The organism is Pseudoalteromonas sp. FUC4 (assembly GCF_008370255.1).
GTDB lineage: Bacteria > Pseudomonadota > Gammaproteobacteria > Enterobacterales > Alteromonadaceae > Pseudoalteromonas.
Map to the genome: position 1 here is coordinate 33987 of NZ_SEUI01000001.1, position 15560 is coordinate 49546.

A 15560-nucleotide genomic window follows, 5' to 3' on the forward strand; every position below is an offset into this window, starting at 1 on the left:
AAACTTAGGGTTGTCAAAACTCTGACTCACAAAAAAACAAGTTAACTCTTTGTATTTAAATGATTAATTACTTGGCACGCTTTGTGCTTTATTACTTATAAGAGTTCACTGCGTGTCAGAGATAAATTATGAAAATTCAAAACAGTGCTGCATTTCAAGAAATGCAATCAATGGCTTTAGAAGCCGGCCGTAATAATCAAATTGAAAAGTTGCCGACTCAAATTCAGCCTACTTCTACTTCCCAGTTTGGCGACATGCTAAGTGATGCACTAAATACAGTGCATGGTTTACAGCAAGATGCGGGTCAAAAAGTAAAAGCGGTTGAAATGGGGGACCGAAGTGTATCGCTTGCTGAGGCGATGATTGCTTCTCAAAAATCGTCAGTTGCTTTTGAGGCTACAGTACAGGTTCGTAATAAACTTGTTGAAGCTTATAAAGAAATCATGAACATGCCTGTTTAATTAGGTAGTGGAGAATTATTGTGGCGCAATCTAACCAATCTACAGACCTAGCACTTGCTGGTGGCGGTATCGACCAAAGTGGTGGTGATGATCAACAAGAACAAAAATCAGGCTATTTAAGTGCTTTAAATGGCGTTGATGTATTGCGCCAAGTAACATTGGTTATAGCATTGGCTATTTGTTTAGCCATCGCGATTTTCATTATTATTTGGGCTCGTCAGCCAGATATGCGCCCGTTAGGCAAAATGCAAACAGAAGAGCTTATTCAAACATTAGACTTTTTAGATGCACAACAAATTGAATATCAACTCGATGGCAACGTTGTATCGGTTGACGAAAGTGAATACCAAAATATTAAACTGTTAATGACCCGCGAAGGGTTAGAGCAAGGTCCTGCGTCGGGTTCCGATATAATTATGCAAGATATGGGCTTTGGTGTAAGCCAACGCTTAGAGCGTGAACGCTTAAAGCATGGTCGTGAACAGCAATTAGCACGCACTATTGAAGAGCTAAATAACATTACTCGCGCCAAAGTATTGTTAGCCATTCCTAAAGAAAATGTATTTGCCCGTAGAGAGAAAAAACCATCAGCTACCGTTGTATTGACGCTTAAGCGTGGTCGCTCACTTGACCGTGAAGAAGTAGACTCTGTTGTTGATATGATTGCCTCAGCAGTGCAAGGTTTAGAGCCAGCACGCGTTACGGTTACCGACCAAAACGGTCGACTATTAAATTCAGGTTCGCAAAGCTCATTAGCAGCACGCTCTCGTAAAGAATACGATTTAGAGCGTAAGCGCGAACAAGAGTACCTTGAAAAAATAGATAGTATTTTAATACCGGTTGTTGGGCTTGCAAACTACACGGCCCAAGTTGATTTGAGCATGGACTTTAGCTCAGTTGAGGAAACTCAAAAGCGTTATAACCCAGATCTACCAGCGGTTAGAAGCGAAACCACATTTGAAGAAAATAACATTGGCGGCCTAGCTGTTGGTATTCCTGGTGCGCTTACAAATCAGCCACCGCTTAACTCAAATATTCCTGAAGTTGCAGGACAAGGCGGCGCAGGTACTGCTACGTCACCAACACGTAGCCACAAAGAAGCAACACGTAATTATGAACTCGATACAACCATTTCGCATAAGCGCCAGCAAAGTGGTGTAATACGCAGAATAAGTGTATCGGTTGCTGTTGACTACATTCCTAAAGTGGGAGAAAACGGCGAAACAACCATGACTCCGCGCTCGGTAGAGGCATTGTCAAATATTCGTCGCTTACTACAAGGTGGTGTGGGTTTTGATATGCAACGTGGCGATGCGCTTGAAGTAGTTACAGTGCCGTTTGTACGCGAAGCAACAGATTTAGCCATAGAAGTGCCGCTGTGGGAACAAGATTGGTTTATGAAAATAGCCCGCCTTGTATTGGGAGCCTTAGTTATCATTGTATTGATAATGGCAGTAGTTAAACCAATGCTTAAACGCTTAATTTACCCAGACGATACACTAGAAGAGTACGATGACGATGCATTAAGCTCGGGCGTAGATATTGGCGACAATACACTTGATATGCTAAATAAAGACTTTGATTCTGCTTCGGTTGGTTTCTCAAGTGATGGTACACTGCAGTTACCAGATTTACATGGCGACGAAGATTTACTTAAAGCAATTCGTGCCCTTGTAGCTAACGAACCAGAACTATCATCACAAGTAGTGAAAGCGTGGTTAACAGAAGATGACTGATCAAGAACAAAAACAACTCCCAGCAGCTTTTGATGTTGATAAGCTAGATGGGGTAGATAAAGCCGCTATATTACTTTTGAGTTTATCAGAAGAAGATGCCGCGCAAATCCTTAAACACTTAGAGCCTAAACAGGTGCAAAAAGTGGGTATGGCAATGGCTGGGCTACAGGATTTATCTCAAGCTAAAATTAGCGCTGTACACAACTTGTTTATAGAACAAATTCAAAGCTTTAGTACCATTGGTTTTCAGTCGGAAGACTTTATTAAAAAAGCGCTTACAGCAGCACTTGGTGAAGACAAAGCCGCTAGTCTTATTGACCAAATTGTTATGGGCTCAGGTGCTAAAGGCTTGGATTCATTAAAATGGATGGACTCTAAGCAGGTCGCTAGTATTATTCGCAATGAGCATCCGCAAATTCAAACCATTGTATTATCATATTTAGAACCAGAGCAGTCAGCAGAAATTATTTCTCAGTTTCCTGAAAAAGTACGCTTAGATTTAACCATGCGTATTGCAAACCTTGAAGAAGTTCAGCCAGCAGCACTGCAAGAGCTAAACGAAATAATGGAAAAACAATTTGCCGGCCAAGCAGGTGCGCAAGCTGCTAAAATGGGTGGGTTGAAGGCTGCCGCAGATATTTTGAATTACCTTGATACTAACGTTGAAGGGCAGTTAATGGACTCTATTCGTGAACATGATGAAGAGATGTCGCAGCAAATTCAAGACTTAATGTTTGTGTTTGAAAACTTAATGGATGTTGAAGACCGTGGTATTCAAGCAATCCTACGAGAAGTACAACAAGACGTACTAATGAAAGCAATTAAGGGTGCTGATGATGCACTTAAAGATAAAATACTGGGTAATATGTCTAAGCGTGCAGCCGAAATGCTTGCTGATGACTTAGAAGCTATGGCACCGGTACGTATAAGCGAAGTAGAAGCGGCGCAAAAAGAGATTTTATCAACAGCGCGTCGTTTGTCTGACTCGGGTGAAATTCAGCTGGGCGGCGGCGGTGGCGAGGAGTTCCTGTAAACTATGAGCAAACTCAAAGGACGCACACTTCGGGCTGATGAAGCAGATGAATTATTAAAAAATTGGGCTATTCCAGATGTAGCACCAGATGAAAGCAGCTTTGGTAATCGCTCTACAGCTTACGGCACACCGCTTAGTGAGTTGTACAAAAAAGAATTAGCCGAAGAAATGCCAGTTGATGAGCCACAAGAACCAGAACTCCCTGCGCTTACCATGGTTGAGCTTGAACGCATTAGACAAGACGCGTACGAAGAGGGCCTTAAACAAGGTCATGAGCAAGGCTACATAGATGGCTTTGAAAAAGGCGTTGGTGAAGGTAAAGAAGCTGGCTACAAAGAAGGGCTAGAGCAAGGTAAAAAACAAGGCCTTGAAGATGTAAAACCTTTAATTGAAGAGCAGTTAACAAGTTTAAAAAACATTTTAGAGGGGCTAACTACGCCGCTAGATAAAGTAGACGAACAAGCCGAGAAGCAATTAGTACAACTTGCTAGCATGTTAGCGGAAGCTGTTATTTATCAAGAAGTAAAAACATCGCCTGATGTGATTTTACATACGTTAAAACAAAGTATTGATTCACTTAATGCGGAGCAAGAAAAAGTACGAATCCATTTAAACCCCGAAGACTTAGAACTCATAAAAGAGAGCTACGGCGAACAAACCATTATTGATAATAACTGGCAGTTAATGGCAGAGCCCACTCTTGAGCGCGGTGGTTGTGAAGTTAAAACAGCGCAATCGTCACTCGACATGACCCTTAAAACACGTGTCAAAGAAACGTTGGATAGTTTTTTGCATAATAGTGGTATCTAACTATTTTATTGGCGTGTTATGTCAACTCAACGTGTACCTTTAAGCGAACGCTTATCTCAATATCAACAACATATTAAAACCCCAGCGCCTGCTGTGGCCGGTATTTTAACGCGTGTTGTTGGCCTTACCCTTGAGGCTAGAGGTTTACGTGCACCCGTTGGTAGCCAATGTAAAATAGAAACCATGAACGGCTTTGTAGATGCCGAAATAGTCGGTTTTAACGATCAAACTTTGTACTTAATGCCTAACGACCACATTTCTGGTGTGCTTCCTGGTGCACGTGTTATTCCCCAAGTTAATAACTTAGGTTTGCCTGTAGGGATGAGCTTATTAGGCCGCGTGGTGGATGGCTTAGGTCGACCGCTAGATGGCCTTGGTAAAATTAATGCTGAGCATCATTTAAAGTTTGCGCAAAACACTATAAACCCGCTTTCAAGAAGACCAATCACTAAGCCTATGGACGTAGGTGTACGTGCTATTAACTCGGTAATTACAGTAGGGCAAGGCCAACGTATGGGTTTGTTTGCAGGTTCAGGTGTGGGTAAATCAGTACTTCTCGGTATGATGACCCGAGGTAGCGAAGCCGATGTAATTGTGGTTGGCTTAGTCGGTGAACGTGGCCGCGAAGTAAAAGAATTTATTGAAGAAATCCTCGGTGTAGAAGGACGCAAACGTTCAGTTGTTGTTGCAGCCCCAGCTGATTCATCACCGCTAATGCGTTTAAAAGGCTGTGAGAGCGCTGTAACTATTGCAGAGTATTTTAGAGATCAGGGTTTAAACGTATTATTGTTACTCGATTCGGTAACACGTTACGCAATGGCGCAACGTGAAATAGCACTTGCTGTTGGTGAGCCGCCCGCTACAAAAGGTTATCCGCCTTCGGTGTTTGCTAAATTGCCTGCGCTGGTGGAGCGTGCTGGTAATGGCGGTGAAGGGCAAGGTTCAATTACTGCCTTTTTTACGGTGTTGAGTGAAGGCGATGATATGCAAGATCCGATTGCTGATGCAGCGCGAGCGATATTAGATGGCCACATTGTACTATCGCGTGATTTAGCAGACAGCGGGCACTATCCCGCTATAGATATAGAAAAATCGATTTCGCGTGTTATGCCTCAAGTTGTTTCTGAGCCACACATGCAACAAGCCCGAGTGCTTAAGCAAGTGTATTCAATGTATCAACAAAACAAAGACATGATTACTTTAGGTGCCTATCAAAAAGGGACCGATCAAATGCTCGACCAAGCTATAAACATGATGCCAAGAGTAAATGCATTTTTACAACAAGGTATGCGAGATGTCATTAGTTACGATGATGGCCTGCAAGGTCTTGCTCTGTTACTAGGACAAGCATAATGGCTAAAAACAAACTCGATTTATTACTCAAAATTGAAAATGATAAAGAAGAAAACTTACGTATGAGTTACTTGCAAGCCAATCAAAACTTGCAAGCAAATCAACAAAAGTTACAAGGGTTAAATGATTTTAGACTTGAATACTCTCAACAGTTACACCTAAAAGGTAAGTCGGGTTTATCTAGTGCAGGGTTTGGGCAGTACCATGCTTTTATAGCTAAAATTGAAGAGGCAATTCGCCAACAAGCAAGTACAGTAAATACCGCTAAACAAGTTGTTACTCAACGTAAAACGCTGTGGCTTAAGCAGCAAATTAAAGCTAAAGCAGTCGCCAAATTAATCGAAAATCAAAAACTCAAAGCAAATGCGTTAATGGCAAAAAATGAGCAAAAAATGTTAGATGAATTTTCAGCTAATCAGTTTTTTCAACGTCGTAAAGCTTTGTAATTCAGGCACGTTAATTGCTTTATTACTTAGTGGGATTTAACTTTTGGCGATATGCGGTGGCATATTGCCGTAATGGTATTAGGTGATTTATGGCGATGAATAACATTTCGTTTTTAGTTTCTTCTGAAAAAGATTCACTGTTAGCTTTTAAAGACAATAGCTTAGCTAATGGCGAAGGAAATTTAGGCGATGATTTTTTAAGCCAACTAAACGAAGCGCATAGTTCTATGGAGCCTTTGTTAAAAGGCAATAAAAATTCTAAAGCCGAAAATTCGATTGCCATTCCAAAGCATAAACAAAAAGAAGAAAATGATAATCTGAGTGCAAAGCGAGATGAAGACACAGCAGACGACGTTACTTTTGTATCTGTTGAGATGCTTAACCAGATTAATTCAGCACAAGCAATGAGCACTTCGATTAATAAGCCTTTTGAAGCAACTGAAAGTACAGAGTTAGATAATGCTGACTCTAAAACAGCGGACTTAAAGGGGCCAAAAATTGATAGCTCAAACTCACTACCTTTGAACTCGTTACCATTAAATGAAGGCAAGTATCATAAAAGTGGTGTTGCCGAAGCTATTGAACAGCCATTAAATCCTATAAATAAAAAGCCTGATGACAGTATTGGCCCTATAGTTGATGATGCTGAATTAATTTCAATGGATATAAAAAATCAATTAGCTCAAGGCAAACCCGTTGATAAAAACTCAAAAAATATAGGGTTGCCAACACCAGTACCTACGCCAGTAACCCCATCTTCAGCGACCTCCCTATTAGCTGAAGCAGAAATGATACAAGCAAGTTCACAGACATCTGAAAGTGAAGAAATTGCTGCAATAGATACTTTAATGAATAAGGATACGAGCTTAATTAAAGCTAATAACGTTATTACTAGTTTAACGCCTGAGCAGCGCTCGCAACTTAATGCGCAAATTAAGACATTAGACAATGCCGGCTCGACTAATAGTGCGACTACTGATCGCACTGCCAACCTTAAACAAATGCTTGCGCAATTTATTACTGATAATGAAGAAGCACAGGGTAACGTAGTTAAACAGTCTTTTAGTTCTGAGATTGATACGCTTAATACCACTGAAAAGCAAAGCTTGTTAACACAATTAAACGCTTATATTAAAGCTGAGCAGCCTAAAGGCGAGCAGTTGTCAGTGCTTAAGCAAACAGTTAATGAATTAAAAGCTTCAATTGAAATAGGTTTGGCTGATACAGCAAAATCAGACTCAAAAACGTTTGTAGCGCCTGACACTCAAAGTACTGTAAATGACACGCAAAAAGTTAGCTCAAAAATATCGACAAGTGAAAACTTTGTACTAAGTAAGGTTGCTACAGCTTCTATAAAGGATGAAAGCGTAGCAAAGTCATCTGAGCTGATGCAAAAAGATGGGCTGAAAAATATTACTGCAGAGCAAACAACGGCGCGCGTAGCACAAGTATTTACACAAATTACAGCCGCTTTAAATACTCAGCAACCGAGTACATTAAGCCAATACGATTCATTGGGTTATGATCAAAGCTTACTTGATACCCAAATAATACAAACTCAACAATTACAAAGTACATCACAAGTAAAGCAGGTAAGTATTGACCCAGGTGTTATGCAGGCAATTAATATTGTTAAAAGTGATGCAGCTAAATTACTACAGGATCGCGTTAGCTCAATGCTGAGCATTAATAATAAAGAAGCAGAAATTCGCCTTGATCCACCTGAAATGGGTAGCATGCAAATTCGTATTCGTAGCGATGCAGAACAGGCACACATAAACTTTGTAGTACAAAGCCAACAAGCTAAAGAGGCACTTGAGCAATCAATGCCGCGTTTGCGTGAAATGTTAGCGCAACAGGGGCTAGAGCTTGGTGAAAGCACTATCTCTTATGGGCAATCAGGTAGTGAAACCTCTGATCAAAGTGAGGGTGGAACTCAAAGTAATTTGGCTAATAATAAGTCGGTTAATGATGAAAATAACGAGCAAGCAAATAATACTGCACAAAGTTCTCGACAACAAACTTCATCATCAATAGATTACTATGCCTAAGTGCTGCTATTATAATAGTTAAAACAAGCAAGTACCTTTGCAATTAAAGGAATCATGATGGCTGAAGAAGCAAGTTTAGAAATTGAAGAAACCGGTAAAAGTAAAAAGAAACTAATAATAATTATAGTAGCGGTACTACTTATTATAGGTGGGGCTGCGGGTTACTTTTTTATATCGGGTTCGGATACGCTAGTTGAAACCTTAGATGCAGAGACTGCAATGTCTACGTATGCTCCTTCTGCTGCAGCGGGTGATTCAGCAGAAATGGGCAGTGCTTTATATGTTGCTATGCCACGCCCATTTGTCTTTAACGTACCTGGCTCAAGCCGCGACAGAATTGTGCAAATTAAAGTGCAGTTATTAGTACGCGGTGAAGTAAATGAAGAAACAGCCAAGAAACATATTCCGCTTATAGAAGGGACGCTACTAAGCGTGTTTTCTACTACAACAGCTGATGAGTTAAGTACAAGTAGTGGTAAAGAAACACTTCGTTTCTCTGCACTTGAAAAGGTACAAAAAGCCTTAATGGATGTTGAAGGCAGTAAAGTAATTGAGCGGGTATTGTTTACCGGCTTTGTAATGCAATAAGGGGCTAGCGTGAGCGATTTATTATCCCAAGACGAAATTGATGCGCTATTACATGGCGTTGATGACGTTGAAGAGGAAGATATACACGAAGGTGAAGATGGCGGGGGAAGTACGCTCCAGTACGATTTTTCTTCGCAAGATCGGATCGTGCGTGGTCGTATGCCGACGCTGGAAATTGTTAACGAACGCTTTGCTCGCCATATGCGAATTAGCCTATTTAACATGATGCGTCGCACCGCCGAGGTGTCTATTAACGGCGTACAAATGATTAAATTTGGCGAGTATATTCATACTCTATTTGTTCCTACCAGTTTGAATATGGTGCGTTTTAGACCTTTAAAAGGCACTGGCCTGATTACCATGGAAGCACGACTTGTGTTTATTTTGGTAGATAACTTTTTTGGTGGTGACGGGCGTTACCATGCAAAAATAGAAGGCCGAGAATTTACTCCTACAGAACGTCGAATTGTACAAATGCTCCTTAAAATAATCTTTGAAGATTACAAAGAAGCATGGGCACCGGTTATGGATGTATCATTTGAATATCTCGATTCTGAAGTAAACCCAGCAATGGCAAACATTGTAAGCCCAACCGAGGTTGTGGTTATTAGCTCTTTTCATATCGAGCTTGATGGTGGCGGTGGGGATTTTCATATCGCTTTACCTTACTCAATGCTTGAGCCGATTCGAGAACTGTTAGATGCGGGTGTTCAATCTGATACTGAAGATACTGATTTGCGTTGGAGCAAAGCACTTCGTGATGAAATAATGGATGTAGAGGTTGAAATATCAACTCAGTTACTTGAAGTTGATTTAAGCTTAAAGCAAATTATGGAACTCAAAACTGGTGATATCATCCCGGTTGAAATGCCTGAGCATATAACCGTATTTGTTGAAGAACTACCTACATTTAGAGCTAAAATGGGTCGCTCTCGCGATAATGTTGCGCTGCAAATTAGTGAAAAAATTAAACGACCTGATTCAGTTAAATCTGAGCTGCATGTATTTACCAAAGGCGGCAAGAAAATTGACTCAGATGCAGAATTAGCAGAACTAGAAGATGATTTGCACCTCTCTGACGGTGTAGACTTAGACTGGTAATTGATTAAAAGGTTAAAAGTATGAGCGATGATCAAGACACAATGGACGAATGGGCAGCAGCATTAGCAGAAGCTGAAGGTCCGGATGATAGTGGCGAAGCACACGTTGCAGAGCTTGATGAGTTAAGTGATTCAAAGCACGAAATGAGTGGCGATGAAAAACGAAAACTCGACACTATTTTAGATATTCCCGTTACTATTTCAATGGAGGTAGGGCGCTCTAAAATTAATATTCGTAACTTACTGCAACTCAACCAAGGCTCTGTTGTTGAACTTGACCGTGTTGCTGGTGAGCCTCTAGACGTGCTAGTTAATGGTACTTTAATCGCTCATGGCGAAGTAGTTGTAGTAAACGACAAGTTTGGTATTCGCTTAACTGATGTGATAAGCCAAGTAGAGCGGATCAAAAAATTACGATGAGCTTATTAGTTGCTTTAACGAGTGCCGTTTTTTCAAAAGCAGATGTGGCAACACCCACTGGAGATATACTCTCTATGGTGCTGTCGCTTGTTATGGTGCTAGTACTTATTATTGTGTTGGCATTTTTTGTTAAAAAGCTCAATCCAAATTTAGCCAACAGCGATGAATTTAAAGTAGTCAGAAGCCTACCTTTAGGTTCTCGCGAGCGTCTGATGGTTGTTGAGATAGATAATGCTCAGCATTTACTTGGTGTAACTCCCCACAGTATTAATTACTTACACAAGTTAGAAACCCCATTAAGTGAAAAAGAACTACCTGAACTCGCTAAACGATTTGGTAAACTTTTAAACCCGCAATCAAACCAAAATAAAAAGAATTAAACCTATGACAAAGTGGCTGCTTATTATTTTTGCTATGGTGTTTGTACCAAATGTAAGTGCAGAAGGAATTGATGCGCTTACTATTACAACAAACGCTGATGGCACACAAGATTACTCAGTAACGTTGCAAGTTTTAGCAATTATGACGGCGTTGAGCTTTATACCGGCTGCCATAATTATGATGACCTCTTTTACCCGTATAATTGTTGTGCTCGCCATTTTGCGCCAAGCAATAGGTTTGCAGCAAACACCGTCAAACCAAGTGTTATTAGGTATGTCGCTTTTTTTAAGTATTTTTATAATGTCGCCTATTTACCAGCAGGTAAATGAGCAAGCTATAGAGCCTTACTTAAATGAGCAGGTTACTTCAGTACAAGCTTTAGAGCTGGCTAAAGAGCCAATGAAAGCATTTATGCTTTCACAGGTGCGTTTAAAAGATTTAGAAACGTTCGCTAAAATCGCAGGTTACGATCAGCTCGATTCGCCACAAGATACGCCATTAATAGTGTTAATACCGGCCTTTGTAACTAGCGAACTGCAAACGGCATTTATAATCGGGTTTATGTTTTTTATCCCATTTTTAATTGTTGATTTAGTGGTCGCTTCGGTCTTAATGGCGATGGGTATGATGATGCTTTCCCCCATGATAGTGTCCTTGCCGTTTAAAATAATGCTATTTGTACTTGTTGATGGTTGGAGCTTAGTGATGGGGACTCTAGCTAAAAGCTTTGGTTTAGGGACTTAGTATGCAATGCATCAATATGATTCAACAATAGGAGTACAACATGGAACCGGAAATTTTTGTTGATATTCTTAGTGACGCACTATTTTTAGTTATTAAATTGGTGTCTGCAATTGTAGTACCAGGCTTAATTATTGGCTTAGTGGTTGCGGTGTTTCAGGCTGCTACGTCAATCAATGAACAAACATTAAGTTTTTTACCTCGTTTATTGATTACCATAAGTGCGCTTATTGTTGGTGGGCATTGGCTAACTCAAGAGCTAATGGACTTTTTTACTCGTCTAGTATTACTTATTCCTGAAATTGCAGGTTAAATGTGGAATACCCCTTTGCTGTCGTTATTCAATGGTTGAGCGATTTTTTGTTGCCGCTGGTACGCATTAGCTCAATGATTATGATTATGGCAGGTTTAGGTGCTAAAAATGTGCCTACGCGAATAAAAATGGGTTTATCGGTTGTGGTAACCCTTGTTGTTGTGCCTGTTCTGCCGCCTGCTACCTTCACTAATTTGTTTTCGTTTGAGATGATTTTAGTTGTTATCCAACAAATGATGATTGGTGTTGCCATTGGGTTTGCATCTGTACTTTTATTAAATACCTTTGTGTTGGCAGGTCAAATACTCGCTATGCAAACCGGTTTAGGTTTTGCTTCGGTTATTGACCCCTCTAATGGTGCAAGTGTACCCGCCGTGGGTCAGTTTTTTCTTATTTTAGCGACTCTTTTATTTTTTGCTTTTAATGGTCATTTAATGATGATTCAAATGGTGGTGCATAGTTTCCAAGTGCTACCTATTGATGGCACGTGGTGGTCTGTAGACCATTACTGGGACATAGTGACGTGGGGTGGCTGGATGTTTACTACAGCATTAGTACTCTCCCTTGCTCCGCTTACAGCTATGCTCGTGATTAATATGTCGTTTGGCATTATGACGCGCGCGGCACCGCAATTAAATATTTTCTCTATTGGTTTTCCGTTTACCTTAGTGGCTGGGCTTATTATTATTTGGGCAACACTAGGTAACTTTGTTACTCAATTTGAGTTTCAGTGGTTAAAAATGGTTGAGCTTATGTGTACTTTAGTTGGTTGTTCACCTTAGGAGAAAGGTATGTCTGAAGACTCAGGACAAGAAAAAACAGAAGAACCCACATCCAAAAAGCTTGAAGAATCTAAAAAGAAAGGCCAAATTGCGCGCTCAAAAGAGCTAGGTACTATGTTTGTACTTATTTTTTCGGCTATATCGCTTTTAATGTATGGCCCCGAAATTGGTAAAGGTTTATACAACGTAATGGGCCGCACACTTAGCTTAAATCGTAACGAAGCCTTTGATACGACTAAAATGTTTGCTGTATGGGGAGAGGTTGCAGACGCGTTAATGTTTCCCATGGCTATGTTTGTGTTAATTATAGTGTTAGCTGCATTTATTGGTAACACATTACTCGGTGGTTTTAACTTTAGCTGGGAGGCTGCTGCACCTAAAGCAAGTAAAATGTCACCAATGAAGGGCTTTAAGCGGATGTTTGGCCCGCAAGCGGCTATTGAGCTTGTAAAGTCACTTTTAAAATTTGGCTTGGTTGCAAGTTTTGCAGTATTTTTAATTAATACTTATTTTGATGAAATACTGCATTTAAGTTTAGAAAGTGCACCGGGAAATATTATTCATGCCTTAGATATTTTAGGGTGGATGTTTTTAGGCCTTTCGTGCACTTTAATTGTTATTGCCGCCATTGATGCGCCATTTCAAAGTTACAACCATAACAAACAACTTAAAATGACAATGCAAGAAATCAAAGATGAGTATAAAAATTCCGAAGGTGACCCACAAATAAAAGCGCGTATTAGACAAACACAACGGCAAATGTCGCAAAACCGTATGATGCAAGATGTCCCAGATGCTGATGTTATCGTTACCAATCCAACCCATTACTCAGTAGCATTAAAATACGATACAGAGCGCGCAGGAGCGCCTATTGTAATTGCTAAAGGTATTGATGAAATGGCGATGCAAATTCGTAAAGTAGCAATAGGTAACGAAGTACCTATTTTAGAATCCCCCATGTTGACCCGAGCGCTTTATCATACAGCTGAAGTAGGAGAGCAAATACCTGATCAGCTATTTACCGCTGTAGCGCAAGTTTTAGCGTATGTATTTCAGCTTAAACGCTTTAATAAAGGGCGCGGAAAACGTCCAACTAAACTTAATAATAAGCTCCCAATCCCTGACGACTATAAGTATTAAACCGTTAACTGAGTAACTTGGAATAGTTATTGCAAATTCTACGTAGTGTCAATTTTTTGAAATTGTAGGATTATGAGTTTTAAAGCGGTATTACAACAACTTAACAAAGATAAAAAAGACTATGCCAAAGGGGTAGGTACTCCTTTGCTGGTGCTTGCTGCCTTGGGAATGGTGATTTTACCGTTACCACCATTTTTACTCGATATCCTTTTCTCGTTTAATATTGCCCTCGCGTTAGTGGTTTTACTCGTGACTGTTTACACGATGAAACCGGTTGAATTTGGTATATTCCCCTCAGTATTATTAATCGCTACGATTATGCGTTTAGCGCTTAACGTTGCCAGTACTCGTGTTGTATTACTTGAAGGTCATAATGGTGGTGATGCAGCTGGTAAAGTAATTGAAGCGTTTGGCTCCGTTGTTATTGGTGGTAACTATGCTGTTGGTTTGGTTGTATTTTTAATCCTTATTATCATTAACTTTGTTGTAATTACTAAAGGTGCAGGGCGTATATCGGAGGTATCTGCGCGTTTCACCCTTGATGCAATGCCAGGTAAACAAATGGCCATTGACGCCGATTTAAACGCTGGCTTTATTAGTGCTGAGCAAGCGCGTGACCGCCGCGAGGAAGTAACCCGTGAGGCTGATTTTTACGGCTCAATGGATGGTGCGAGTAAATTTGTGAAAGGCGATGCTATTGCAGGCATTGTTATATTAATCATCAATATTGTTGGTGGTTTGTTTGTAGGTATGATTCAGCACAATATGAGCTTTGGCGATGCCATGGAAGTATATACATTACTTACCATTGGTGATGGCTTAGTTGCTCAACTTCCTTCTTTATTGCTTTCTATTGGTACTGCAATTGTTGTAACACGCCAAAATGAATCGCTCAATATGGGTGACCAATTCAAGAAACAACTTGGTAACGAAAAGTCACTCTTTATTGCTTCAGGTATTTTGATCATCATGGGTATTGTGCCAGGTATGCCGCATTTAGCTTTTTTAAGTTTAGGAGCATTACTGGGTTATTTAGCTTACTACACACAGCAAAGTAAATTAAAAACCGCTGCCGCAGAAGCTGAAGAGGCCGCTAATGGTGGAAGTGCAGCTACGGGTGTTGCTAATAAACAAGAGCAAAAAGAACTTGGTTGGGATGATGTTCAACAGGTTGATGTAATTGGCTTAGAAGTCGGTTACAGATTAATTCCGTTGGTAGATCAATCACAAGGTGGTGAGCTACTTAATCGTATTAAAGGAGTACGTAAAAAGCTTTCTCAAGAGCTTGGTTTTTTGGTGCCGCCTGTGCATATTCGCGATAATTTAGAGCTTGACCCTAATGCTTACAGAATAACGTTAATGGGTGTTTCAACCGGTGAGAGCGAGCTCAAACATGGCGACGAACTAGCGATTAATCCAGGGCAAGTATTTGGTCCAATTAAAGGCGTTGACACTAAAGACCCTGCGTTCGGCCTTGATGCAGTATGGATAAAACCCGATCAAAAAGATGAAGCGCAATCACTCGGTTATACCGTAGTTGATTCTGCCACTGTTGTTGCAACCCATATTAGCCAGTTATTAACCAACAGTGCAGCGTTATTACTAGGGCATGAGGAAGTTCAAAACTTGCTTGATATGCTTGCTAAAAGTCACCCTCGTTTAGTCGAGGGACTCGTACCCGATGTATTACCATTAACTGCAATTGTAAAAGTACTACAAAATTTATTAAATGAAGGGGTGGCTATTCGCGACATGCGCTCAATTGTTCAAACCCTTGTTGAATATGGTCCGCGCAGCCAAGACCCTGATGTATTAACCGCTGCAGTGCGTATTTCTCTGCGTAGATTAATTGTTCAAGATGCGGTGGGTATGTCATCAGAAATCCCCGTCATAACCTTGGCGCCTGAGTTGGAACAGATGTTGCATCAGTCATTACAAAATGCAGGCGATGAAGGTGCCGGTATTGAGCCAGGACTTGCAGAGCGACTTCAAGTGTCATTAACACAAGCGCATCAAAATCAAGAAATGGCCGGGGAACCTTCTATATTGCTAACGTCAGGAATGTTACGCACTGTGTTATCTCGTTTTGTTAAGTACACCATTCCAGGATTGAGAGTGATGTCTTATCAAGAGGTACCAGATGAAAGACAGATCAAGATTGTAAGCTCGGTAGGCCAACAATAAGATTTTAACAGGGGTTAAACC

At 40.6% G+C, this 15560-nt stretch carries 16 protein-coding genes; all 16 read left to right on the plus strand.

Annotated elements, in window-relative coordinates; translation table 11 throughout:
* The first annotated feature begins 128 nt into the window (after positions 1-128).
* The 16 genes from fliE (at position 129) to flhA (ending at position 15539) form a co-directional block, all read left to right on the plus strand.
* Positions 129-461: a flagellar hook-basal body complex protein FliE gene (fliE, locus tag EU510_RS00140; RefSeq protein ID WP_149591750.1), complete on the plus strand. Its 333-nt coding sequence runs from the start codon at positions 129-131 to the stop codon at positions 459-461.
* 20 nt (positions 462-481) lie between these two features.
* On the plus strand, positions 482-2197 hold the full coding sequence (gene fliF, locus EU510_RS00145) for a flagellar basal-body MS-ring/collar protein FliF (protein WP_149591751.1): 1716 nt from the start codon (positions 482-484) through the stop codon (positions 2195-2197).
* Entirely contained in the window at positions 2190-3230 is a 1041-nt protein-coding gene (gene fliG / locus EU510_RS00150; protein ID WP_149591752.1) for a flagellar motor switch protein FliG, read from the plus strand. Before fliF ends, fliG begins: the two co-directional genes overlap by 8 nt.
* Before the next feature lie 3 nt (positions 3231-3233).
* Positions 3234-4040: a flagellar assembly protein FliH gene (gene fliH / locus EU510_RS00155; protein WP_149591753.1), complete on the plus strand. Its 807-nt coding sequence runs from the start codon at positions 3234-3236 to the stop codon at positions 4038-4040.
* Between the two features lie 18 nt (positions 4041-4058).
* Positions 4059-5393 (plus strand): flagellar protein export ATPase FliI, encoded by a 1335-nt coding sequence (fliI, locus tag EU510_RS00160; protein WP_149591754.1) that lies wholly within the window; start codon positions 4059-4061, stop codon positions 5391-5393.
* Positions 5393-5839 (plus strand): flagellar export protein FliJ, encoded by a 447-nt coding sequence (fliJ, locus tag EU510_RS00165; protein WP_149591755.1) that lies wholly within the window; start codon positions 5393-5395, stop codon positions 5837-5839. The genes fliI and fliJ overlap by 1 nt, the downstream gene beginning before the upstream one ends.
* A gap of 89 nt (positions 5840-5928) precedes the next feature.
* Positions 5929-7890 carry a flagellar hook-length control protein FliK gene (locus EU510_RS00170; RefSeq protein ID WP_149591756.1) on the plus strand — a complete coding sequence of 654 codons (1962 nt, stop codon included), beginning with the start codon at positions 5929-5931 and terminating at the stop codon, positions 7888-7890.
* A 57-nt stretch (positions 7891-7947) separates the two neighbouring features.
* Entirely contained in the window at positions 7948-8478 is a 531-nt protein-coding gene (gene fliL, locus EU510_RS00175) for a flagellar basal body-associated protein FliL (RefSeq protein WP_149591757.1), read from the plus strand.
* A gap of 9 nt (positions 8479-8487) precedes the next feature.
* Positions 8488-9579, plus strand: coding sequence for a flagellar motor switch protein FliM (gene fliM, locus EU510_RS00180; protein WP_149591758.1), 1092 nt, complete (start codon positions 8488-8490; stop codon positions 9577-9579).
* Positions 9580-9599: 20 nt separating this feature from the next.
* Positions 9600-9998: a flagellar motor switch protein FliN gene (gene fliN / locus EU510_RS00185; protein WP_002959332.1), complete on the plus strand. Its 399-nt coding sequence runs from the start codon at positions 9600-9602 to the stop codon at positions 9996-9998.
* The gene (gene fliO, locus EU510_RS00190) at positions 9995-10378 is read left to right on the plus strand and encodes a flagellar biosynthetic protein FliO (RefSeq protein ID WP_149591759.1); all 384 of its coding nucleotides are present in this window, start codon (positions 9995-9997) and stop codon (positions 10376-10378) included. Before fliN ends, fliO begins: the two co-directional genes overlap by 4 nt.
* A gap of 4 nt (positions 10379-10382) precedes the next feature.
* A complete protein-coding gene (gene fliP, locus EU510_RS00195) occupies positions 10383-11123 on the plus strand; it encodes a flagellar type III secretion system pore protein FliP (RefSeq protein WP_149591760.1) in 741 nt (246 codons plus the stop codon).
* Between the two features lie 40 nt (positions 11124-11163).
* The gene (gene fliQ / locus EU510_RS00200) at positions 11164-11433 is read left to right on the plus strand and encodes a flagellar biosynthesis protein FliQ (protein ID WP_002959325.1); all 270 of its coding nucleotides are present in this window, start codon (positions 11164-11166) and stop codon (positions 11431-11433) included.
* Between the two features lie 2 nt (positions 11434-11435).
* Positions 11436-12215, plus strand: coding sequence for a flagellar biosynthetic protein FliR (gene fliR, locus EU510_RS00205; RefSeq protein WP_149591761.1), 780 nt, complete (start codon positions 11436-11438; stop codon positions 12213-12215).
* Positions 12216-12224: 9 nt separating this feature from the next.
* Positions 12225-13355, plus strand: a complete 1131-nt coding sequence (gene flhB / locus EU510_RS00210; protein ID WP_149591762.1) for a flagellar biosynthesis protein FlhB — start codon at positions 12225-12227, stop codon at positions 13353-13355.
* 72 nt (positions 13356-13427) lie between these two features.
* Positions 13428-15539 carry a flagellar biosynthesis protein FlhA gene (flhA, locus tag EU510_RS00215; protein WP_149591763.1) on the plus strand — a complete coding sequence of 704 codons (2112 nt, stop codon included), beginning with the start codon at positions 13428-13430 and terminating at the stop codon, positions 15537-15539.
* The last annotated feature ends 21 nt before the right edge of the window (positions 15540-15560 follow it).